The following is a 23,953-nucleotide window of genomic DNA, read 5'->3' on the forward strand; positions in this document are numbered from 1 at the left end:
AATTATGTGGGGAAAAGAAATATTTCCGAGGAAATTGTCGAAGTATCGTTGGTATTTATAGACTTTCTTTTTTAAAGGAAGAATGTAGTATTGCTTTTATACATAAGTTTATTTACAGTATTACTTGGTTATATGCAAAAGTAATATATATTAGGCGAAAAAAAGACAATGATGGAATTAACCCATCATTGTCTTTTTTACTTTGCTTCTTACAAAAATCATTCCAGCAAATGTTAACAAGAATGCAGTTCCGATAACGAAGCTGACGCTAGGCGATGCCCCGATTGCTCCAACTGTAAAGGAGCCAGCAACAACTCCTAACGAGAAGAATGCATAAAACAATCCGAATGCTTTCCCTCGGTTACTATCTGTTGTATTTTCAACAAGTAAAGCATTAATTGCTGGGAAGAGGATAGCGAATCCAATTCCATAAATCATCATAACGATAAAGAGCATGCCTTTTTTTGCAAATAATCCGAGTAAAGATAACGCTAGTGCCATTACTGCAATCCCGATTAGCATTAGTTTGGAACGATTAAATCGATCGTAAATGCGATTTGTTGGCAGTAAGAAGAAGAGGATAGCGGTAATTCCGAATACACTTAACATCATGCCTGTTGTAGATGCTTTAAGTGCTAATGCCTCAACTTTTACTGGTAACATATAAGTGACAATCCCTTGTGAAAACATTAGTGTGAAAGCACCAATATATGCTTGTAATAACGGTTCTGATTTCAATAGTTCAATCATATCTTCTTTGTTCATCATTTGTGTTCTTGATGTATCTTTTCTTGATACGTTATTTGGTAAGAAGAATAGAGATACGATTGTACCAAGGACCATTAAAATAGAAATAGTAATGAACACCCACTCTATACCAGCTGTTGCTTTCATAATGCCGCTGAAAGCAGGTCCTACGATTGCAGCTGTTCCAACAGCGGCACCAGATAGAGCCATTGCTTTACCTTGCCTTGCTGAATTCGTTTGCTTTGATAAAAACGTAAAGGCAGCAGGAATTAAAAATCCGTCACTAAAACCGTGCATAAAGCGCACAACTAATAGTTGTTCACCACTTTGAACAACGGTGTATAACAAGACTATGAAACTCGTAATTCCCATGCTTATATAAAGGATTTTTTTTGCACCAAATTTATCGACAGCGGCTCCAGCGATAATATTACCGATCATATTAGCGAATGAGTACATACCGATAACTAGCCCGATAACAAGAGGGGTTCCTCCAAGACTTTGAGCGAAAGTACTCATAATAGGTAATTGTGAAAATGTATCTAAAAACGCTACGATAACAATAAAGTAAATAAAATATTTCAAGCGATATTCACCTCTCCTATGCTATTATGGCATAATGCTAATTTCAACCGCAATGAAATTAGCATTAACAGATGTGGAAAAAAGTACAAAGTGACAAAATATTGAACGTTATTTGTTAAAAATTAGTGAAAATGAGATTGTTTTTTTGAAATATATGGATGGAAGTATTATAATAGATTTGTAAACTTCACCAGGTTAAGTATATACGTAGAGAGGGATGTATAAAATGAAAGCACTACTTTGGCATAATCAACGTGATGTACGAGTAGAAGAAGTACCAGAACCAACTGTAAGACCAGGAGCAGTTAAGATTAAAGTTAAATGGTGTGGTATCTGCGGAACAGACTTGCATGAATATTTAGCAGGACCTATTTTTATTCCAACAGAAGAGCACCCATTAACACACGTAAAAGCACCGGTTATTTTAGGTCATGAGTTTAGTGGTGAGGTAATAGAAATTGGTGAAGGAGTTACATCTCATAAAGTGGGAGACCGCGTTGTTGTAGAACCAATTTATTCTTGTGGTAAATGTGAAGCTTGTAAACATGGACATTACAATGTATGTGAACAGCTTGTTTTCCACGGTCTTGGTGGAGACGGTGGTGGTTTCTCTGAATATACAGTAGTACCAGAAGGTATGGTTCATCATATTCCAGACGAAATGACGTATGAGCAAGGTGCGCTTGTAGAACCAGCAGCAGTAGCAGTTCATGCAGTACGTCAAAGTAAATTAAAAGAGGGAGAAGCTGTAGCGGTATTTGGTTGTGGTCCGATTGGACTTCTTGTAATCCAAGCAGCAAAAGCAGCAGGAGCAACTCCTGTTATCGCAGTGGAACTTTCTAAAGAACGTCAAGAGCTAGCTAAATTAGCAGGTGCTGATTACGTATTAAATCCAGCAACTCAAGATGTACTAGCAGAAATTCGTAACCTAACAAATGGTTTAGGTGTAAATGTGAGCTTTGAAGTAACAGGTGTTGAAGTAGTACTTCGTCAAGCGATTGAAAGTACAAGCTTTGAAGGCCAAACTGTAATTGTTAGTGTATGGGAAAAAGATGCGACAATTACTCCAAACAACCTTGTATTAAAAGAAAAAGAAGTTATCGGTATTCTTGGATACCGTCATATCTTCCCAGCTGTTATTAAATTAATTAGCTCTGGCCAAATTCAAGCAGAGAAATTAATTACGAAAAAAATCACAGTGGATCAAGTTGTTGAAGAAGGATTTGAAGCACTTGTAAAAGATAAAACACAAGTGAAAATTCTTGTTTCACCTAAATAATAGAGAATAGTAAAAAGTAGCCCTTTTCTAGAAATAGAAGAGGGCTACTTTTTTTCTATACAGAAAGGTGATAGACTTTCCTTTAACTAAAGGTATTTTGTTTGGAAGGGGAAGTCTAATGCTTTCATTTATGTTGACATTGAAACGGATGCTAAAAGCTTGTTTACGAGCGTGGAAAGATAAAGAATTTCAAGTATTATTCGTATTAACAATTTTGACATTAACATCGGGGACGATTTTTTATAGTACAGTTGAAGGATTACGTCCTCTTGACGCTTTATATTTTAGTGTGGTCACGTTGACGACTGTCGGTGATGGGAATTTTAGTCCGCAAACTGATTTTGGAAAGGTATTTACGATTTTATACATATTTATCGGGATTGGATTAGTGTTTGGATTTATTCATAAATTGGCAGTTAATGTGCAACTGCCAAGTATATTATCGAAAAGAAAAAAAGAGTAAAGCGGTTAATCGCTTTACTCTTTTTTTACATTAGTTTAGACAAGTATTTGCAGTAGCTTAACAATATTTTATTACAATGTAAGTGTATTCATTCATTATATTCACTATGTATAAAGTTATAATGATATGAACATTTGCATATTTTAATTTATTGATAGAAATTTTGTGAAAGGTGGGATATTCTAGTCATAGGTTAACCGGAAGACATCGTAGGATCCTAACAAAATATGAAAAATAATTCAATTATAAAATGGAGGATTTCAGATGAAAAAGAAAGTTCTTGCTTTAGCAGCAGCTATTACATTAGTAGCTCCGTTACAAAGTGTTGCATTTGCTCATGAAAATGATGGGGGAAGTAGAATAAATATAGTTCACCGCTGGTCTGCTGAAGATAAGCATAAAGAAGGCGTAAACTCTCATTTATGGATTGTAAACCGTGCAATGGATATTATGTCTCGTAATACAACACTTGTAAAACAAGATCAAGTTGCACTATTAAATGAATGGCGTACGGAGTTAGAGAACGGTATTTATGCTGCTGACTATGAAAATCCTTATTATGATAATAGCACATTTGCTTCACACTTCTATGACCCTGACAATGGAAAAACTTATATTCCATTTGCAAAGCAGGCAAAGGAAACTGGAGCTAAATATTTTAAATTAGCAGGTGAGTCATACAAAAATAAAGATATGAAACAAGCATTCTTCTATTTGGGGTTATCTCTTCATTATTTAGGGGATGTAAATCAACCGATGCATGCGGCAAACTTTACAAATCTTTCTTATCCACAAGGGTTCCATTCTAAATATGAAAACTTTGTAGATACGATAAAAGATAATTATAAAGTAACGGATGGAAATGGATATTGGAACTGGAAAGGTACAAATCCAGAAGATTGGATTCATGGAGCGGCAGTAGCTGCGAAACAAGATTATTCTGGCATTGTAAATGATAATACGAAAGATTGGTTCGTGAAAGCAGCTGTATCACAAGAATATGCAGATAAATGGCGCGCTGAAGTTACACCAATGACAGGTACGCGATTAATGGATGCACAACGTGTTACTGCTGGGTACATCCAGCTTTGGTTTGATACGTACGGAAATCGTTAAGTATTTGAAAAAGGTCAAATCTCATAATAGAGTATTTGGCCTTTTTATCACTATACACATGGAGGTATGAAACGTGAAAGGTAAATTGCTAAAAGGCGTACTTAGCTTTGGGATTGGTTTAGGAGCTTTATATAGTGGATCTTCAGCTCAAGCAGAAATGTCTATAAATCAAAATAATACATTAAAAGTGATGACGCATAATGTGTACATGCTATCAACAAACTTATATCCGAACTGGGGACAAAATGAGCGTGCTGATTTAATTGGAGCAGCAGATTATATAAAGAATCAGGATGTTGTTATATTAAATGAAGTGTTTGATAATAGTGCTTCAAATCGCTTATTAGGAAATTTGAAGAAAGAATATCCAAATCAAACGGCAGTATTAGGTCGTAGTAGTGGAAGCGAGTGGGATAAGACGTTAGGTAGCTATTCATCTTCAACTCCTGAAGATGGAGGTGTAGCGATTGTGAGTAAATGGCCAATTGTTGAAAAGATTCAATATGTATTTGAAAAAGGCTGTGGACCAGATAACTTATCAAATAAAGGATTTGTATACACAAAAGTTAAGAAAAATGATCGTTTTGTACATGTGATTGGGACTCATTTACAAGCTGAAGATAGTATGTGTGGAAACACTTCGCCAGTATCTGTACGTACAAAACAGCTACAAGAAATTCAAGAGTTTATTAAAAATAAAAATATACCAAATAACGAGTATGTGTTAATTGGTGGTGATATGAATGTAAATAAAATAAATGCTGAGAATAATAGCAATTCAGAGTATGCATCGATGTTTAAAACATTACATGCGTCTGTTCCATCTTATACAGGACATACAGCAACTTGGGATGCGACGACAAACAGTATTGCGAAATACAATTATCCAGATGCACCTGCTGAACATTTAGATTATATTATTGCGAGTAAAGATCATGCGAATCCATCATTCGTAGAGAATAACGTATTACAACCGAAATCTCCAGAATGGTCTGTTACTTCATGGTTCCAAAAATATACGTATAATGATTACTCCGATCATTATCCAGTAGAGGCGACTATTTCTATGAAGTAGTCAAAAAAGTTTCTTCGTGAAGAAGAAACTTTTTTTATTTGCAAACAGGAAAATCATTTTTTCTTTCCAATATGTATAAGACATATATAGAAGAGGAGAGAAAACTGTGGATAGAGGAATTTTTAAGGAAGTTCCATTACCGTGTGCGTTTTTAGATGAAGTGGCTTTAGAGAGGAACATTCAATCGATTATAGAGTTAAGTGGAGATAAGAAGATTCGTATAGCGAGTAAATCATTACGCTCTGTTCCAATTATGAAAAAGATTTTGGCTGCAAATAATCGCTTTCAAGGTATTATGTGTTTTTCTCCTAGAGAAGCTTTGTTTTTAATTGAACAAGGATTTAATGATTTATTGCTCGGATATCCTGTTTATGATGAAAGAGCTTTACATGAAATTAGTTTGCTGACAAAGCAAGGGCACATTATAACTTGTATGGTAGATTGTGAAGACCATATTACTTATTTAGAAAAAATTGCTGAGAAGTCTAAAGGGTGTTTTCGCGTTTGTTTGGATATTGATATGAGTAGTCGTTTTTTGAAATTTCATTTTGGTGTAAAAAGATCCCCGGTAAAAGATGTGCAGAGCGCTTTGAAAATAGTAGAAAAGGTGAAGGGCTCATCATATTTAATACTAGATGGTGTAATGGGATATGAAGCTCAAATTGCCGGGGTGGGGGATAATATACCGAATCAATGGATGAAAAGTAAAGTGGTTTCGTATTTAAAGAAGAAATCAGTATTAGAGGTTAAAGAAAGAAGAGGACGTATCGTAAAAGAAATACAAAACCTTGGTATTAAACTAAGATTTGTAAATGGGGGAGGAACAGGAAGTATAAAAACAACTGAGCAAGATAACTCAGTTTCAGAGATTACAATAGGTTCTGCTTTTTATTCCCCGAAACTATTTGATTATTATAAAGAAGTACAATTTCAGCCAGCTGTCGGATTTGCTTTACCCGTTGTGCGTAAACCAGCTCCGTTTATTTATACTTGCCTCGGTGGTGGATATATTGCTTCAGGCGCAGTTGGTAAAGATAAAGAGCCTGAGATTTGGAGGCCGGGTGGTGCAAGACTATTAGCGTTAGAAGGTGCTGGTGAAGTGCAAACGCCAATTTTTTATAACGGTGAGGAACGAGTGGATATAGGAGATTCTATCTTGTTTCGCCATAGTAAAGCTGGAGAGTTATGTGAACGCTTTCCTGTTTTGTATCGCGTTAAAAAAGGAGAGATTGCTGGGGAGTATTCAACATATCGGGGGGATGGACGATGCTTTCTATAAAGGGACAAAAATGGAGAAATTGGACAGGGAATGTAGAAGGAACGCCGTATTATACGATGTATCCAAAAAGTATACAAGATGTAGTAGAAGTTGTAGGGCTTGCACGAAAAAAGGGAAAGAAAATTCGTGTTGTCGGCTCAGGGCATTCGTTTACACCTCTTGTGCAAACGGAAGAAATTTTAGTTTCTTTAGATGAATTGAAGGGTATTGGGAATATTGATGCAGAGAAGAAGGTTGCCGAAGTATGGGCGGGAACAAAGTTACATGATTTAGGGAAGTTACTTCAGGAAAAAGGTTATGCGCAAGAAAATTTAGGGGATATTGATTCACAATCTATTGCAGGAGCGATTAGTACGGGGACTCATGGGACGGGTGTTACATTTGGGAGTTTATCAACACAAGTTATAGAGATCACGGCAGTTTTATCAACAGGTGAGAGTATAGTTTGTTCAGAAACCGAGAACGCCGAATATTGGAAAGCATTTCAGTTGTCACTTGGAATGCTAGGTATCATTGTAAAGATAAAATTGAAGGTTATCCTAGCGTATTCGCTTGTTTATGAAAGTGAAAAACAATCATTGTCTACTGTAATGAACAAACTAGAAGAATATAAGAAGAATCGTCATTTTGAATTTTTCGTTTTTCCTTATTCAGATGAAGTGCAAGTGAAATTTACAAACGAAACAACGAGTAAAGCAAGTGATTTGAAATGGCATAAACTAAAGGTGGAGTTACTTGAAAATAGGATGTTCTCTTTATTATCTAAAGGGTGTAAATGGTTTCCTTCTATAAGTAAAGGAGTAAGCCGATTATCAGCTAAGGCTGTACCGAACACGAAAATAATTGGACCAAGCTATGAAGTGTTCGCTACATCACGTACAGTTCCATTTTATGAAATGGAGTACAGTGTCCCTTCAAAGTATATGAGGGCTGTTGTAGAAGAAATTTCAAATCTTATTGAAAAGAAAAAGTATAAGGTGCACTTCCCGATTGAATGCCGCTACGTGAGAGGTGATGATATATGGCTCAGTCCAGCATATGGAAGAGAGTCAGCGTATATAGCTGTTCATATGTATAAAGGTATGAAGTATGCCGCTTATTTTGGTGAAGTGGAGAAAATTTTTCTAAAGTATGAAGGGCGCCCACATTGGGGGAAAATGCATACGTTAACGTACGAAAAATTGCAAAATATATATCCAGAATTGCATTCGTTTCTAAAAGTGAGGAAGTCACTAGATGAAACAGGAATATTTTTAAGCCCTTATACAGAAAAGTTATTTACGATTATGAAAAAAAGCTGACAAATTAGTATTTGTCAGCTTTTTTAAGTGTAATTGCATTTCTTGTATGACTAATACGCTCGTAAAATAGTAATTTATCACTGCTAAATACATGTAATAAAACATGAATAATAAATAGCCCGTTAATTACAAATTGGAATAACAGTATAACTAGTAATACTAAAGGCTCTGTATGATTTAAAATAGAGCTACTAGAAAGAATGTAATTGATTCCACCTAAAATGAAATAGAATATACCGTAACGAATGAATAATTCTTTTAGTGTAATACGCTCTGCTTGTCCTTTAATGTAAATACGAAGCAACGCTTTCCCTATTGTTCTTCCATTTGTAAAATATGGGATGATAATAAAGTAAATTAAGATTGAACATGTAATGAAAAGGAGTTCGTATACATTTGTATAAGATTGGATGTTAGAAATAAATAGTGAGTTTCCTTTGTTTTTAATGAAAGGTACAACGATAGATAAGAAAATCCAATCAATTTGCATAGCGAGGAGACGACGAACGAATCCGACTGGTTTCGTTTCCAAATCAATATGACTATCTAATTCACTTGTTTTTGGCAGGAAGTACGTAAATATTGGTGCAATGATAAAACCGATTACGCCGCCTAGTGTGTTTAAAAACAGATCGTCGATATCGAATAAGCGATATGCACAATTATAAATACCATATAATCCAGTTACTTGTGTTAATTCAAAGAACAGTGAAAGGCAAAAAGAAATGCACACTGTTTGGAAGAAACTACGTCGGAAATAATAACGTAAGTAAATACCGAATGGAACGGTTAATAGAACGTTAAAAGCAACTTGTAAAAATGCAGATTCTTTTAATAACAAGAAATAAGTAGTAGGTTTCGTTAAAATTGCCGATGTATGATTACTAATCTCTTGTATGAAATAAAATGGTGAGAGTTGCATATGCTGTGTATTAGCGGGTTGTAGGCTACAAGTATCATACGTTTGTGGTAACGGCAAAATAACAAGAAAATAGGCATTTAATAAGTAAAGTAATAATGAGTATAAAATAAATGAGCGCCATTTATTTAAATAACCGTATTTTCGATAATTAAATATTAAAAAAGGAATTAATAGAAACATTGCTAAAATAGGAAATAAAATAAAAGCTGTTTTTACTGGAAATAAATATGCAGTCAAAATGAAGCTCCTTTCAATGAAATTTCGCTTATCATTATAGCGCTTAAAAGAATGTAAAACAAAGTTGAAATAGCTCGAAATAGAAAAAATTACAAATTTAAAATAGATTAAGTTATAATAAGTTAAATATAAAGATATTATGATTATACAAGTTGAAAGAGGGTACATGATATGCAATATGAGCTTTTTTCGGTAAGCGGGGATCATATTACAACTTTTGAAAGCACATGGCGTTTTCAAGAGGGGGAACAGATTTTTGTTCATGATGATAATACAAAACGAAATTTTATTATTATTCGCTTAACACATGATTTATTTCAAAAAAATACACATGTTATTCGCTTGTATTGTCAGGAAAAGAAAGTTTATGCATAAGGAAAAACCACTTACTGTATGAGGGCAGTAAGTGGTTTTTTATCCTGCTATTTGTGGGCAGTAAAACTCCCACCTCAAAATTCAGGTGGAGCAAAGAAGTTAGGCGGGAGCCCTGCTGCCCGTAAAAGCCCGATTGGTGAGGGCTAATAATCAGGGGGGGTGAACAAAACCCCCACTGATTAAAGTTTCATTTTATAAGAAAATGATAGTTAGCACACCTACGATAATACAGTAGAAAGAGAAGTATTTTAAATTTCCTTTTGCCATAATGTTCATAAACCATTTTAATGAAATATATGTCATGACAAATGTTGCGATGAAAGCAACAATATAAGGTACAAATAATGTATCTAAATTTGGATCGTTTGCAATGTCTGTAATACTTAACAATAAACCACCTAAGCTAACAGGAATGTATAGTAAGAATGAGAAGCGAAGAGCTGTTTCTTGCTTCATACCAAGTAACATTGCTGCCACGATTGTAGCACCTGATCTGCTTATACCAGGAATTAGTGCGCAAGCTTGTGCTAGACCAATAATGATTGCATCTTTCATAGAAAGGTCGCCATCATTTTTACGTCCACGCAAGTTTCGAATAATCCAAAGGCCGATAGCAGTAATAAGAAGGGAAATCCCAACCATTTTAACACCTTTTAAATAGTGGTCGATATAATCTTTAAATAAAACTCCAATTACACCTGCTGGAATGGTTGCAATAACAAGGTAAATAATAAAGAAGAAATCTGATTTTGCATCTTCTGCTCTTGTGAATATATAAGATAGACCATTCTTTGTTAGACGAATTAAGTCATTTTTATAAATAAGTAATACAGCTAATAATGAAGCTGAATTAACAAGTAGCTCAAAGCTAAACCCTTCTATTTTTAGTCCTAGCAAATGCTGTGCTAAAACGAGGTGACCGCTTGAAGAAATCGGAATTGGTTCTGTTAGTCCTTGGAATAGACCAAGAATTAAATATTTTAAAATGTAGTAAAATTGTTCCATAATAACCTCCTTGTTTATTAGTCGAAAGAAACAACTTTTCCATTATAGCAAAAGAGAGGATGAATATTGAGAAGAAATAAATATTCGAAATATAATAAAAATCCCTTATAACAGTATAAGGGATTTTTATTATTAATGAGAAACTACTGTTTCTTCAAGACTTTTCGTTAATTGAACATCGACTTTTTCAGCATCATGAATGTGATTCATAATAGTAGTATTTAATTTTTGGAACATTTGCTGTGTATTTGCAAATTCTCGTAATATATCATCATTACAAGATTTTTGGTTTTCGATAGCTTTAATAACATTTGTAGCGCCACTTTGTAATGTTTGAATCATTATTAAAATATTTTCAATTCTAGCGTTAGTATCGGCGCTCATTTCTACACCTTCATCAACTAAATGTAAATTATCTTTTGTATTTTCGTACGCTTTTTCAATTTCCTCTTGGATTTTTTTCGTTAAATTGCCAATGTTTTTTGTACTCTCCGCTGTGCTTTCTGCTAGTTTTCTTACTTCATTGGCAACAACAGCGAATCCTTTTCCATGCTCTCCAGCACGTGCAGCTTCAATACTTGCATTTAACGCTAATAAATTTGTTTGCGCAGCAATGTTTTGAATTACTTCTACGATTTGCTCGATTTCTTTTGAGCGTTCACTTAAATGATTCATACTATTAGACGTGCGCTGAGATTGTTCACCTAATTTATTAATTACAATAAGTAAGCGATGAACAGATTCTTTTCCTTCATTAGAGCAATCGATAATTTCTTCAATAGACTGAATTAAGCTTTGTTCTTTTTGTAACATTTCACTATTTAATTCATTGGAATGTGTCGTACGTGTTGAAACATTTTCAAAACATGAGTTTAAATGTTGAATTAAATTTTGGAGTGTATGGTGCTGGTTATTTACAAGTTGATGCTCTTGAACAACGCTTTGTACACGGTCGTGGATAGAAGAAATAGTCTCTTGGCTTTCAATATCTTTTTGTTTTAATTCTGTTTCTAGCTCTTGTATACGATTTTCTAATTGATCAATTTTATGTTGGAGTGCTTTCTTTTGAGTAAACATGTATTTATCTCAACCGCCTTTAGAAGTTATATTTTCTCTATATTTGGATTTTAGCATCTTTTATAATTTTTAAATATAGGAATTGTTAAATATTTAAGAATCTATTACATTTTATTCATAATTCCCTTTTTTTGTCATGAAAAATAAACTGTATTTAATGGTCCTGTAAACAAACTGTAAAATAAATCATGTATAACTGTATAAGAAGGGAGTCGGATTATGAACTATTTTAAGCGAATCAGTAGTCTAGTATTAGCAGGAATGATTGTTCTTTCTAGTACAGTCGCTGTAAAAGCAGAGTCAAACGACGAGAAACTTAACAACATGCAACAGCAATTGCAGCAAAACGATGCAGATATGCAGAAGAAAGAGCAAGAGAAGCAAGCTGTTAGTAAAGAAATTCAAGGTATCGAAAACGAACTACATAATTTAAATAATACAATTGCAAAAAATAAAGAGGATCAAGCTGCTATTCAACGTAAAATCGATGAAACACATAAGCAGATTGAACAAAAAAAGAACGAAATTGTCGTTTTAGAAGATAAAGTCCTTGCTCGTAAGGATATTATGAAAAAACGTATGGTTTCTGTTCAAAATAGCTCAAATACGAGTTTAGTAGTAGAAGTTGTTGTAGAATCAAAAAACTTTGCAGATTTCATACAACGTATGAACGCAGTTACTACTATTCTAGAAGCAGATAAAGAAATTTTACGTCTACAAGAACAAGATCTTCGTCAAATTGAAGAAGATAAAAAAGAGATTGACGAAAAAGAAGCATCTTTAGTAGTAGATAAACAAAAATTAGCAAAAGCACAAGCTGATTTGCAAGATAACTTGAAAAAACGTCAAGATAACTTACAAACAGTTCAAGCTAAATATAATCAGATTGCAAGCCAACTTAATTTAGCAGCGGAAGAGAAAGCAAAAGTTGAAGCAAATATGAAAGCAGTACAAGAAACAATTGCTCGTGAACAAGAAGCAGCAAGAATTGCAGCAGAAGAGCGCGCAAAAGCTGAAGCAGCTGCAAAGGCTGAGCAAGAAGAGTTGGCAAAAGCGAAGGCAGAAGCAGCTAAGCAAAAAGAGGAACAGGCAGCTAAGCCGGCAGAGCCTGTAGCAAAAAATACAACACCAGAGTCTAAGCCAGACCCTAAACCAGCTCAAGGTGGAAAAGAATTTTATGTAACAGCAACTGCTTATACAGCTGATCCATCTGAAAATGGTTATAAACCGGGTGAAACTGTAAAATCTAAGATGGGGCATAACTTGACTGCAAATCCCAATATGAAATTAATTGCTGTAGATGATGCAGTTATTCCATTAGGATCTACTGTATATGTAGAAGGTTATGGAACAGCAATTGCTGGAGATACGGGTAGTGCAATTAAAGGTCATATTATCGATTTATTAATGCCAGATTCTGCAACAGCTAATGCTTGGGGTAGAAGAACTGTTAAAATTACAATTTTAAACTAAATCAAAATCCAACTTTACAACAAGTAAAGTTGGATTTTTTTGTAAAAATAATGTTAAGTTGAGTTTACATTTTGTTAAGGTTAGCATACAATATAGGTGAGAGGTGGTAAATTTGACCATTTTAAATAGAGTAAAGGAATTAAGAGCTCGCTTTAATTTTACGCAAAGTGTATTAGCAGAAAAGGTTGGAGTGACGAGGCAAACAATTGCTGCAATTGAAAAAGGGGATTATGTTCCTTCATTGTTACTAGCGTTAACGATTTGTGATGTGTTCCAGTTAAAGATGGAAGATGTGTTTGTTTTAAATAAGGAGGGGGAAGAGGATGAATAGAATTGTTGCTTCATATATCATAAATTTATTTTACAGTGTATTGGCATGCTGGGCATTTGTAGAGTTTTATGATTTTTATATACAGTTTGCTGATATTATTAAAAATGAGAGTTTGCCATCTAAAATAACAATGAGTTTGACACCTGCTGTATTACTATTTATTGTAGCTATCATATTAGCGTTTTTTAAAAGATTGCATAAGAAGAAATATAAAAAATCATCATTGCGATTGTATCCTTTATTATTTCCCCAAGAGGATGAACGTGAGAAGGATATTACAGATAGAGCATGTCGAACAACATTTGTATCATTGTGGTTTGTATTACCTTGTGCACTAGGATTATTAATATTTACACCTGTAGCAAATTTGTATATTCCAGCGTATCCTTTATATGTTGTATATTTGATTTATTTGACTCAAGTGACAGTTTTTCACATATCCCTATACAGAAATAAATTAGCTTAAAAAGAAACCTTCTTGCATCGGCAAGAAGGTTTTTTTTCAGCTTATACTTGTACATATAGCAATATTATTTTATCATTTTATATAGAGTAAGATTTTGTAAGGGAAAGGAATTGTATATGAATAAGCAAAGAATTTATAGTATAGTAGCAATCCTTCTATTTGTTGTAGGTGGGTTTTTAATTGGAAAGCCATTTTATGATGGATATAATGCAGAGAAGAAGCAGACAGCGAATGTACAAGCTGTTCAAAAGATGGAATATGAAAAGCATGATACAGAATTTGTAGATGCTTCAAAAATTAATCAACCAGACTTGGCAGAAGTAGCGAGTGCATCGTTAGATAAAAAACAAGTAATCGGTCGTATTTCAATTCCGAGCATCTCATTAGAACTTCCTGTTTTAAAAGCGTCGACTGAAAAGAATTTATTATCAGGTGCGGCAACTGTAAGAGAAAATCAAGTAATGGGACAAGGGAATTATGCACTTGCAGGGCATAATATGTCAAAAAAAGGTGTTTTATTTAGTGATGTATCAACTTTAAAGAAGAACGATAAAATTTATTTGTATGACAATGCAAATGAGTATGAGTATACTGTTACCAGTGTATCTGAAGTGACTCCTGATAAATGGGAAGTTGTAGAGGATCATGGGAAAGATGAGATAACACTTATTACATGTGTATCTGTTAAGGATAATTCTAAGCGTTTTGTTATTACGGGTGATTTAGTAGGAACAAAGGCTAAGAAATAAAGAAAAAAGAAGGTTCACTCTTTAAAGAGTGAACCTTCTTTTTTTATCAAATGTTGAGAAATAAAAGAATATTTTAGTTGGTATTTAAATATTTTTCTATTTTTATATAATAAAGTAATGATTCTAGATTTTGGGAGGAACAAAAGTGAAACAGCAAGTAAAAAAACTTCTTTTAACAACAAGTGTAGCGTTATTGGTAGCGCCAATTTCTGCTTATGCACATCCAGGACGTACAGATGCTAATGGTGGACATACGTGTCGTACAAATTGTGAAAAATGGGGATTGCAGTACGGGGAATATCATTATCACAATAAACCAGCTTCTAATAGTGGTACAACGAGTCCAGCTCCTAGCCAAAATAATAATGGTGCTGTAGAAGCAGAGAAACAAGCAGAAGCACAGCGTAAGGCTGAGGCAGAGAAACAAAGAGCTGCAGAAGAACAACGTAAAGCAGAAGAAGAGAGACAACGTGCTGCAGAAGAACAGCGCAAAGTAGAGGAAGAGAGACAGCGTGCTGCAGAAGAACAACGTAAAGCAGAAGAAGCACGTAAGGCAGAGGAAGCGCAGCGTAAAGCTGAGGCTGAAAAGGGACAAGCTGAAGGTCAAAAAAGTGGAGAGACAGATTTTAAAGCAGGAAAGAATAATGCAGAAGGACATGTAGCTGGAAAGTCAGACGTATATAAACAAGCATTTACAACTGCGTATGCTGCGGCATGGTCTTTAGAAGAACAGAAAAAAGCACATTTTGAAAAAGGTAAAGAGCAAGGGTTAACACAAGAAGCAATGGACGATAGTCAAATTACTCCTGAGTTTAAGGTGAACTTTGCAGAAGGTTTCCAAGTAGGTAATAAAGAGAGAACCGAAAAGATTGAAAAAGAACAAGCGGAACTTGGTGAAAAGGCTGGTAAAGAATTAGCTGAAAAGAAACCTGGAAATACTGAAAAGGATACATATGTGAAAGTATATGAAACCGCGTATGAAAAGGGATATAAGGCTGCTAAAAAGGCAGCGGAAAAAGCTGGATATACATATGCATTTGAAAACTACGACTTAAAAGTTCCTGCTAAGTATGAAAAGAATGAAACATTAAAGAAATGGTTTACTGAAGGATTTAAATCAAATAAAAAGGCAGCGGAAATTCGAGAAGAAGGATATAAAAAAGGAGACAGCTGGCTTTCGTTCTTCTATAAGAGTTTCGTGCCAAGTGAATATAAAGAACATAAAGGCTTGTATGAACAAGCAATAGAAAAGGGAAAGAAAGCGTAAAAAAAGATGAGGAATTTTCCTCATCTTTTTTTAATCCATCCATTTCACTAATTTCTTAGAAATTGATAATAAAACACAACCTAAAACGATCGCCACAGCGCCAATAACTGTGAATACTTCAGCATATCCAAGTGAAGTTGTGAAGCTTGCAAGCTGTCCGCCTAAAATATTAGCAATACCTGAGCTTGCTAACCATACGCCCATTAATAAAGAGGCTAGTTTTACTGGAGCGAGAGCACTAACCATTGATAGCCCGACAGGTGATAAGAATAGCTCACCTAACGTATGGAAAAGATACGTAAAGACGATAAATAGTAAGTTTGCTTTTTCTGTAATGTTATGTTCGTCACTGCCTGTTTTTAATGTAGCGATAACAAGAACAATATAACCGATACCGAGTAAGATCATACCAAGTCCCATTTTTGTTGGGATTTTCATGTCACCATTTTTTCTAGTTGCCAGTTTCGCCCATAATGCTGAAATAGCTGGTGCAAGTAAAATAATAAATAACGGATTGACCGATTGGAACCAAGATGTTGGAACTTCCCACCCGAACATAGAGCGGTCTACAAATTTGTTTGTATATAATGTTAACGAACTACCAGCTTGTTCAAATCCAGCCCAGAAGAAGACAACAAAGCATGTTAAAATGACGATAACTGTTGTACGTTGTTTTTCTTTTTTTGTTAACGGTGTATTTCCTATTGTTTGTTGTCCAGCATCCGTTTGCAAATCGCGAGTTGGTTTTTTACCGATATCACCAAGGAAGCGATTTGATAGTGTTGTAAATAAAATTTGTCCAATGATCATTCCGATTGAAGCGGCTAAGAAACCGTAACGGAATCCGAAATGAGCAACGCCATCTACTGTTGTTTTGAATAAATTTTCTGATAAAAACCCGCAAACGAGTGGAGCTAAAAATGAACCGACGTTAATACCCATATAGAAAATTGTAAATGCACTATCACGTTTTGGATCATTTTCTTCGTATAATTCTCCAACAAGTGTAGAGATATTCGGTTTGAAGAATCCATTACCGATAATAATAAGCGCTAATCCGAGGTATAGACCGACTTGGTTTTGCAAGGCAAATAGTGTAAGGTTACCGATTGCCATTGTTATACCACCAATTGTGATGGCTTTTCGTTTGCCTAGAAAACGGTCCGTTAAGTATCCACCGATCAATGGTGTGAAATAACAAGCACCAGTATAAAATCCGTAAATAGAGAGTGCCCAAGCGGGACTAAACCCAAGACCACCACTTACTAAAGCTGTTGTTAAATATAATGTTAATAATCCTCGTAATCCATAGTAACTAAATCTTTCCCACATTTCTGTAAAGAAGAGTAAGTATAAACCTGGAGGATGTTTCTTTTTTCTTTGTTGTTCTCTTTCTAGTTGTATCGCTGATTCCATAATATTTTCCTCCTGACACAAGCAAAAAACAAAGTTAATAGTATTGTATGATTAATATTTTACCTTATTAACTATTATAAGTCAATAAAGGTTGATTTTTCAGAAGAAATTTGAAAAGGGAAATAGCTATAGAATGGGTGTTTCTTTTGTGATAGACTATGGACTATGTTTTCTTTGTAAGGAAGCGGATTACCGCATTTTTTTATTTGTGGAATTGATTTCATGTAAGGTGAAATTGAAGAAGGAGAAAGAAATGAAATTGTTACAGAAAAAAGAAATTTTGCTTATTAGTCTTATGTTATTCTCTATGTTCTTTGGGGCCGGAAATCTTATATTTCCACCTTTCCTTGGATATGAAGCAGGAGAACATGTATGGATTGCATTGTTAGGTTTTATTATATCAGCAACAGGGCTTCCTATATTAGGTGTTATCGCTATTGCGAAAGCAGGGAGTTTTCAAACGTTAGCGGGCAGGGTTCATTCTTCATTTGCAATTATTTTTCCGTGTATTGTGTACTTATTTATTGGACCAGGTCTTGGTATACCACGTGCAGGAAGTTTAGCTTTTGAAATGGGGCCAGGTCAGTTGTTCCCAGAAGCGGGTAGCGTAGTTTTGTTATTGTACACGGCTATTTTCTTTAGTATTGTTTACTGGTTAAGTTTATCACCGTCTAAATTAATGGGCTTGTTTGGAAAGGTGTTAACGCCTTTATTATTATGTATGATTGCTATTATATTTATAAAAAGTATGTTTACATCAGTAGGCGGTGTGAAAGAGCCTGCAGGAAATTATGGACAAGCTCCTATGTTCCAAGGATTTTTAGATGGATATTTAACGATGGATGCGTTAGCAGCTTTAATATTTGGGATTGTTATTGCAAATGCTCTGCGTGCAAAAGGTGTAGCGGATGATAAAGGTTTAGCGAAATATATGAGTATTGCTGGTATTGGAGCAGGACTATTACTAACTATTATTTATGTCATTCTTGGATATGTTGGTTCAATTAGTGGTTCATTGGGTACATTTGATAACGGTGCGAAAGTGTTAGCACAAGTTATGACTACATTATTTGGACAAGGTGGGTTAGTTTTATTAGGTCTTATTTTTACTGTCGCTTGTCTATGCGTTTCCATCGGACTTGTTACGTCTTGTAGTCAATTTTTCGCAAGTGTATTTCCGAAAGTATCTTATAAAGTTTGGGCATTTATATTAAGTTTTGTTAGTATGGTTTTAGCTAATTTAGGATTAACGCAAATTTTAAAAGTATCGGTACCGATTCTTGGATTTATTTATCCAGTTGCACTAACGCTTATTATTTTAGGGTTATTCCATAAGTATATTGGAAAGTATGTATACGTATATTCGGTAACGATTGGACTCGTAGCGGTATTTAGTGCGATTGATATTTTAAACAAAAGTGTACTGATGAATAAATGGACACCACTACTAAAAATGCTTCCGTTTTATTCAGAAGGTGTAGGTTGGATTGTTCCGGCATTTGTAGGTGTCTGCCTCGGTGTAATTGTTAGTATTGCTATAAATAAGAATAAATAAGTAAGAGGTGTTTTCCTATTTCGGAAAACACCTTTCTTTTTTTGGAAAAATAGTATTGAAAATGAATAGACTAAGAGTATGATAAAGGTAATTGGTAATATATAGGTTTTACATGAATGATGAGGGGGGAGAGTATGAAGGAGGATTTGAATAAGAAAATAGAAGCACTCGAAACGGCAATTGAAACGATGCAAGAGGCACTTTATGAATTGAAAGCGAAACAAAGAAAAATAGAAGTAGATAAAGTTCAACAAAATGTTAATAAGGAAAAGAAAGAATATATTGAAGCGGTAAGTAATGAAAAGTTACAAGAAGATGTAGTTAAGACGAGGAAGTCCATGCAAGAGCCAGAGGTGAAACAAGTAGATATATCTGCATTTAAACCAGAACCATTTAATATTATAAAGTTTTGTCAAACGTGGTTACCACGCATATTTGTCGGTATTATGCTACTTGGCGTTATTTGGTTATTCAAAGCAGGGGTAGATGCCGGATTATTGACACCAGCGATACGAGTTGTGTTTGGTATAGTACTATCTGCCGGTTTGTATTACGTAGGAGATATACAAATTAAAAGAGAGCGGCAAGCGTTAGGGTTAGTATTAGCTGGAGGAAGTATTACGGGAATTGTTTTAACAACGTTTGCGGCACATTATTTATATGAGTTTATTCCTGCAAGTATTGCGTTTGTTTGCAACATTATATGGGTTGTTTTAGGGATTTATTTAGCGAAAAGATATAGATCGGAATATCTCGCTATTTTCGTGGCGGTGGGAGCATTTTTTGTTCCTTTCTTGTTAAATAGTACGACTCCTAATACGTATATTTTCTTTAGTTATGAGACGATATTAACAATTAGCCTATTATGGTATGCATTGAGAAACCTTTATAAGTACTTGTATATGATTTCTTATGTTGTTGCGGCAATTGTCCTATTTGTCTTCTTTGTTGTTATGTCAATATTAGTAGAGAATGTGCAAGTACAGTTAACAGTTGTATACGGTGCAATTCATTTACTATTATTTTGGCATATGTTTTCGGAGAGAAGTTTTATACAAGAAGCACGATTGGCGATATTTAGTGCGAATGCAGTTTTCTTTATTTTAGCCATTTCTCAAATTCCTGAATTTACAACGTGGGGATTAGTTATAAGTGCATTTGTGCATGCTGTTATGTTTGTACTTGAATATAGGAAGAATAAACATTCTGTATTTTCAAATCTAATATTTGGCTTTGCAATGGGATCATTTAGTTTAGCGATTTTATACGAGTATAGTTTGGTGAATGCAGCGATCGTATTATTGTTACAAGGTTTCCTCGGTATGGTTACTGCTATTAAAGTAAAGCAAAATATTAAGTTGTATGTAGGTGCAACGATTTATGCGATTGGAATGGTACAGACGATTTTTAGCCCGTTTGATGAGTTCATTTCAGCAGGGTTTGTCGCTCATATTATTTTAATAGGAACGTTCTATTATTGCATGATACAAGCAAAAGAAGTGTTAGCGAGTTTAGGTAAATATGTTTATTCTATAGCGCTCTACTCGTTAATGGTTATTGTATTTATTACAATTACTAGGATCGGTGAAGTTCTTTCTACAGATGGAAGTATAATTAGCGTATCTGTATCATTATTATGGATGGTATATGCTTTATTTGCAGTTTGGTTTGGCCGTTATAGACAGATGAACGAAATATTATATGCTGGATTAGTCGTATTAGTAGTAACAGTAGGGAAGTTATTCCTTCTCGACCTACCAGAGGTGTCGATGATGATTAGAGCGGTGTTATTCTTAATCGTAGGTAGTATAGGTATCGTTATTTCAAGAATGTTTTTCTCAAAAGAAGAGAAGTGAGAAGAAGGCAATCCCTTTATGGATTGCCTTTTCTTTTACTTTACTTCTTACCAATCGTTACAGCCTCATTATATTTAGCTGTTGTGTTTTGTCTTAGGCGAAGTGTTGCTTGTCCAGTTGTATTTGGATCAAGTTGTACGTTTACAATTTTTTCAGCAGATCCTTGGCTATTTGTTATGAAAGAGAATGTACTGCTATATCCGAAAGAAGATGGCCAAGTACCATTTGTATTTTGAACTTTTGCTACTTGTGTTCCACCAGTTGTGAAAATACCTAACGAATAATTATTGTACGTTGTATTTGGTAATAAGTTATTTACTTGAATCGTCATTTGGAACACTTCATTGTTTGGTAGAATGCTAGGGTGCGTAATTACGTAATCACTCGTTGTCACGGCGACGTTATAGCCGTATGAACCAGATTTGAAAGTATTTGTATTGAACCACTGGTAACCTTGACTTGGTGCACTCCAAGGTTCTGGTTGTGGTTCTGTTGATAAACTTGGTTGTTCAAATGTTTGTAGAGCTGTAGGTGCATCAAGCTGTAAACCACTTACTTGATCTAAGCTTGTAAATGTTTCTTGCTTCGCTAACCAATTCACTATGTTTTCTAATAGAACAGCATCGTTTTCTTCTTTATAACCATCATAAGTTTTCTTTGATTGACCTGAATCTTCACGAACATATTTTGGCGAGGCATCTTCAACAGGAGAAGAATCACCAATAAAGGCTGCTTTTCCAAGGCCAACTTTCGAAATAGCAGCATAAGGACCCTCTGCAACGCCACCACCGTTATAAACGCCGCTATCAACAGCGTTATTCCATTTTGATGGATTTTCTGGAAGATATACAAGGCCTTTCGCTAGTTTTGGATTTGTAATCGCAAGAGTAGAGCCGGCATGCATTGCTACAGATGATACACCTTCTGTAATTCCGAATGATTGTTCAGGTGAAACAATATTTTTAGCTGAAACATCACCAAGTGCGTTATAGCGGAAGCGAATACCGAAATTATTGGATAGCCAATCAGAGCTTTCGACTCCTTGCATAGCTTGTGAATTTGCTTCCTCGTTTGACATTCCTTTTGCTGGATTATCCCAAGCACCGCGTCTATATCCATTGAATACTTCGGAAGAGTCCCAACGGTTTTTATTACGATCTGCATTATAATGATCGGCAATGAAGAAGATACTGCCGCCATTTTTCACGTATTGTAACATTGCATCTTGTTCAGATTTTTTGTAAGGAATATTAGCTTCTGGAACGATAAACACATTGTAGTTTTTTAAATCTTCGTATGTAATAGGTGCTGATTTACGAAGTTCTTTTACATGATATCCGTTTTGGGCAATGCCGTTTCCGAAATCAGAAAAACCGCCATCAATAACCCAATCAGCCGTCCCGGCAGTTTGACCGTGCGTATTATCGAATAATACTTTTTTCCCATTGTTTTGATTTACAATTTTTGCAGCAATTTCAGGAGATGGGTCTACAGAGCTTTCGGCATAAGTAGACGGTATGAACGAACTCCCCATACTAAGTGTAATTGCTGTTGCTAAAGAAAATGTGATCCATTTTTTATTCTTCATAGAAGAATCCCCCTAATAATAAATATATGTGCTTTAATAATGTAATTTATTTTTCTGAAAAAATAAAGACAGAAAACGTAAAAAATATTAAAAAATTGTAAAAATACCGTGAATTTTGTTGAGAAATATTTATATAGGCAATAAAAAATCCCCTCCAATTAATAAGGAAGGGATAGCTTGTTTAACTAATCTTTGAATTAGGTGTTTCATCGATCTTATGAAACCCTTTCATGTAATACACGATAGCTAAGCCAATAAGCCAAATTGGGCCAACGATTAATGCAATTCGTGTATCTTCTGAATACGCCATAATACCTAGTACAAGTGCAAGGAAGCCAAGTGAGAAGTAAGAGCTTAATGGATGTAAAGGCATTTTATACGTTAGCTTGTCTTTTTTCTCAGTTGGCAATCCTTTACGGAATTTAATTTGAGCGACTAATATTATACCCCAAGTCCAAATTGCCCCGAAAGTTGAAATACTAGTTAGCCATGTAAACACTTTTGCAGGAACGAGATAGTTTAATATAACGCCAACGAGTAAAACAATCGCAGTTGCTACAATACCTTGACTTGGAATGCCATTTTTATTTAAACGTCCAAATCGTTCAGGTGCTTTCTTTTGTTTTGCTAGTGTAAATAGCATACGGCCTGTACTAAACAAACCACCGTTACAAGATGAAAGAGCCGCTGTTAAAACGACAAAGTTAATAATACCTGCTGCCTTTGCAATACCGATTTGCTGGAACGTTAGTACGAAGGGACTTCCTTTCTCACCAAATTCGTTCCAAGGATAAATTGCCATCATAACGAATAATGCCCCGACGTAAAAGATTAGGATTCTCCAAAATACGTTATCGATAGCTTTTGCGAGTGTTTTCTTCGGGTTTTGAGCTTCACCAGCTGTAACACCAATTAGTTCAACGCCTAAATAAGCGAATAATACCATTTGTAAGGAAAGCAATAATCCAGAGAAGCCATTTGGGAACCAGCCCCCATGTTCCCAAAGATTTGAAATACCAGTTGCAACGCCGCCATTTCCAAATCCGAATAGAATAATACCAAAGCCAATTACTATCATACAGATAATTGTGACAATTTTGATGAGAGCAAACCAAAACTCAAGTTCTCCAAATACTTTTACTGATAAGAAGTTGAAAGCGCTCATTAATAATAGAGCGAGTAGTGCCCAAGTCCAGCGCGGGATATCTGGGAACCAGTACTGCATGTAAATTCCAGCCGCCGTAATTTCAGCCATACAAGTAACAACCCATAAGAACCAGTAGTTCCAACCAGTAATATAGCCAGCAAGTGGACCGATATAATCATTAGCATATTTACTAAAAGAACCGGCAACCGGTTGTTCAATTGCCATTTCTCCGAGCGCTCGCATAATGAAAAAAATAACGAGTCCAGCGATCATATAACCTAGTAAGATGGAAGGACCAGCTAGTTTAATAGCAGAAGCAGATCCTAAAAATAGCCCAACGCCAATAGCCGAACCGAGTGACATTAAAGTAATATGTCGTTCTTTTAAACCTCGATTTAAAGTTCCAGATTTGTTTGTGTGCTGCATAAGAAGAATCCCCCTTGTAGAATGAGCTACCTAAATATTTAACTATTTCAAATTATAAAACATTTCTATCTGTTATGCTACAAAAATAATCAAAATGAACTGTACTACATCTGAACTTGTCAGACTTAAACTTAAAATTCTCACTATTAGAGAATATATTGACTCTTCTTTTTATTGATTGTTAAGATTAAGTATTATATTTTCTCACATACTAGTAA

General features: G+C 34.9%; 20 protein-coding genes and 1 pseudogene. 14 read left to right on the forward strand and 7 right to left on the reverse strand.

Annotation, left to right across the window (positions count from 1 at the left end; genetic code table 11):
* Positions 1 to 177: 177 nt before the first annotated feature.
* Positions 178 to 1,332 carry an MFS transporter gene (locus tag SB773_RS11975; protein WP_410590090.1) on the reverse strand — a complete coding sequence of 385 codons (1,155 nt, stop codon included), beginning with the start codon at positions 1,330 to 1,332 and terminating at the stop codon, positions 178 to 180.
* Positions 1,333 to 1,558: 226 nt separating this feature from the next.
* Here SB773_RS11975 and bdhA point away from each other — a divergent pair, with 226 nt between their 5' ends.
* The 6 genes from bdhA (at position 1,559) to SB773_RS12005 (ending at position 7,845) form a co-directional block, all read left to right on the forward strand.
* Positions 1,559 to 2,611: a (R,R)-butanediol dehydrogenase gene (bdhA, locus tag SB773_RS11980; protein WP_410590092.1), complete on the forward strand. Its 1,053-nt coding sequence runs from the start codon at positions 1,559 to 1,561 to the stop codon at positions 2,609 to 2,611.
* A gap of 118 nt (positions 2,612 to 2,729) precedes the next feature.
* Positions 2,730 to 3,074: a potassium channel family protein gene (locus SB773_RS11985; protein ID WP_060751623.1), complete on the forward strand. Its 345-nt coding sequence runs from the start codon at positions 2,730 to 2,732 to the stop codon at positions 3,072 to 3,074.
* Positions 3,075 to 3,338: 264 nt separating this feature from the next.
* Positions 3,339 to 4,190, forward strand: coding sequence for a phospholipase CerA (gene cerA / locus SB773_RS11990; RefSeq protein WP_002029789.1), 852 nt, complete (start codon positions 3,339 to 3,341; stop codon positions 4,188 to 4,190).
* Between the two features lie 73 nt (positions 4,191 to 4,263).
* Positions 4,264 to 5,265 (forward strand): sphingomyelin phosphodiesterase, encoded by a 1,002-nt coding sequence (gene sph / locus SB773_RS11995; protein WP_410590095.1) that lies wholly within the window; start codon positions 4,264 to 4,266, stop codon positions 5,263 to 5,265.
* A gap of 106 nt (positions 5,266 to 5,371) precedes the next feature.
* The gene (locus SB773_RS12000; protein ID WP_289403063.1) at positions 5,372 to 6,544 is read left to right on the forward strand and encodes an amino acid deaminase/aldolase; all 1,173 of its coding nucleotides are present in this window, start codon (positions 5,372 to 5,374) and stop codon (positions 6,542 to 6,544) included.
* A complete protein-coding gene (locus SB773_RS12005; protein WP_410590097.1) occupies positions 6,532 to 7,845 on the forward strand; it encodes a D-arabinono-1,4-lactone oxidase in 1,314 nt (437 codons plus the stop codon). The genes SB773_RS12000 and SB773_RS12005 overlap by 13 nt, the downstream gene beginning before the upstream one ends.
* A gap of 4 nt (positions 7,846 to 7,849) precedes the next feature.
* On the opposite strand, the gene SB773_RS12010 is transcribed toward SB773_RS12005, so the two are convergent.
* The gene (locus tag SB773_RS12010; protein WP_367630956.1) at positions 7,850 to 9,004 is read right to left on the reverse strand and encodes a VanZ family protein; all 1,155 of its coding nucleotides are present in this window, start codon (positions 9,002 to 9,004) and stop codon (positions 7,850 to 7,852) included.
* A gap of 171 nt (positions 9,005 to 9,175) precedes the next feature.
* Between SB773_RS12010 and SB773_RS12015 the strand changes: the two genes are divergently transcribed.
* Positions 9,176 to 9,379 (forward strand): hypothetical protein, encoded by a 204-nt coding sequence (locus SB773_RS12015; protein WP_002010557.1) that lies wholly within the window; start codon positions 9,176 to 9,178, stop codon positions 9,377 to 9,379.
* A 192-nt stretch (positions 9,380 to 9,571) separates the two neighbouring features.
* On the opposite strand, the gene SB773_RS12020 is transcribed toward SB773_RS12015, so the two are convergent.
* Complete coding sequence (locus tag SB773_RS12020) at positions 9,572 to 10,384, reverse strand: undecaprenyl-diphosphate phosphatase (RefSeq protein ID WP_410590100.1); 813 nt, start codon at positions 10,382 to 10,384, stop codon at positions 9,572 to 9,574.
* 132 nt (positions 10,385 to 10,516) lie between these two features.
* Positions 10,517 to 11,035, reverse strand: a pseudogene (locus SB773_RS12025) (methyl-accepting chemotaxis protein); the annotation flags it as partial.
* Between the two features lie 645 nt (positions 11,036 to 11,680).
* Between SB773_RS12025 and SB773_RS12030 the strand changes: the two are divergent.
* The 5 genes from SB773_RS12030 (at position 11,681) to SB773_RS12050 (ending at position 15,747) form a co-directional block, all read left to right on the forward strand.
* Positions 11,681 to 12,934, forward strand: coding sequence for a PcsB-like coiled-coil domain-containing protein (locus SB773_RS12030; RefSeq protein ID WP_410590102.1), 1,254 nt, complete (start codon positions 11,681 to 11,683; stop codon positions 12,932 to 12,934).
* Between the two features lie 112 nt (positions 12,935 to 13,046).
* Positions 13,047 to 13,265: a helix-turn-helix transcriptional regulator gene (locus tag SB773_RS12035; RefSeq protein ID WP_000154019.1), complete on the forward strand. Its 219-nt coding sequence runs from the start codon at positions 13,047 to 13,049 to the stop codon at positions 13,263 to 13,265.
* Positions 13,258 to 13,731 carry a DUF2178 domain-containing protein gene (locus SB773_RS12040; protein WP_131247907.1) on the forward strand — a complete coding sequence of 158 codons (474 nt, stop codon included), beginning with the start codon at positions 13,258 to 13,260 and terminating at the stop codon, positions 13,729 to 13,731. The genes SB773_RS12035 and SB773_RS12040 overlap by 8 nt, the downstream gene beginning before the upstream one ends.
* Before the next feature lie 116 nt (positions 13,732 to 13,847).
* Positions 13,848 to 14,480 (forward strand): class A sortase, encoded by a 633-nt coding sequence (locus SB773_RS12045; RefSeq protein ID WP_131247905.1) that lies wholly within the window; start codon positions 13,848 to 13,850, stop codon positions 14,478 to 14,480.
* A 145-nt stretch (positions 14,481 to 14,625) separates the two neighbouring features.
* Positions 14,626 to 15,747: a YHYH domain-containing protein gene (locus tag SB773_RS12050; protein ID WP_410590105.1), complete on the forward strand. Its 1,122-nt coding sequence runs from the start codon at positions 14,626 to 14,628 to the stop codon at positions 15,745 to 15,747.
* Positions 15,748 to 15,777: 30 nt separating this feature from the next.
* Here SB773_RS12050 and SB773_RS12055 read toward each other — a convergent pair whose 3' ends face one another.
* Positions 15,778 to 17,163: a peptide MFS transporter gene (locus SB773_RS12055; protein ID WP_410590107.1), complete on the reverse strand. Its 1,386-nt coding sequence runs from the start codon at positions 17,161 to 17,163 to the stop codon at positions 15,778 to 15,780.
* A 253-nt stretch (positions 17,164 to 17,416) separates the two neighbouring features.
* Between SB773_RS12055 and brnQ1 the strand changes: the two genes are divergently transcribed.
* Positions 17,417 to 18,718, forward strand: coding sequence for a branched-chain amino acid transport system II carrier protein BrnQ1 (gene brnQ1, locus SB773_RS12060; RefSeq protein ID WP_404468342.1), 1,302 nt, complete (start codon positions 17,417 to 17,419; stop codon positions 18,716 to 18,718).
* Positions 18,719 to 18,852: 134 nt separating this feature from the next.
* Complete coding sequence (locus SB773_RS12065) at positions 18,853 to 20,574, forward strand: DUF2339 domain-containing protein (RefSeq protein ID WP_016126570.1); 1,722 nt, start codon at positions 18,853 to 18,855, stop codon at positions 20,572 to 20,574.
* Between the two features lie 40 nt (positions 20,575 to 20,614).
* Here the strand turns inward: SB773_RS12065 and SB773_RS12070 are convergent, their stop codons facing one another.
* Together SB773_RS12070 and SB773_RS12075 are read right to left on the reverse strand one after the other, a co-directional pair.
* Positions 20,615 to 22,162 carry a DNA-binding protein gene (locus tag SB773_RS12070; protein WP_289403074.1) on the reverse strand — a complete coding sequence of 516 codons (1,548 nt, stop codon included), beginning with the start codon at positions 22,160 to 22,162 and terminating at the stop codon, positions 20,615 to 20,617.
* 181 nt (positions 22,163 to 22,343) lie between these two features.
* Positions 22,344 to 23,735 (reverse strand): amino acid permease, encoded by a 1,392-nt coding sequence (locus tag SB773_RS12075; RefSeq protein WP_044444512.1) that lies wholly within the window; start codon positions 23,733 to 23,735, stop codon positions 22,344 to 22,346.
* Positions 23,736 to 23,953 lie beyond the last annotated feature (218 nt).

This window comes from Bacillus sp. SIMBA_074, assembly GCF_046534555.1.
In the GTDB taxonomy this organism is placed as follows: Bacteria; Bacillota; Bacilli; order Bacillales; family Bacillaceae_G; genus Bacillus_A; species Bacillus_A mycoides.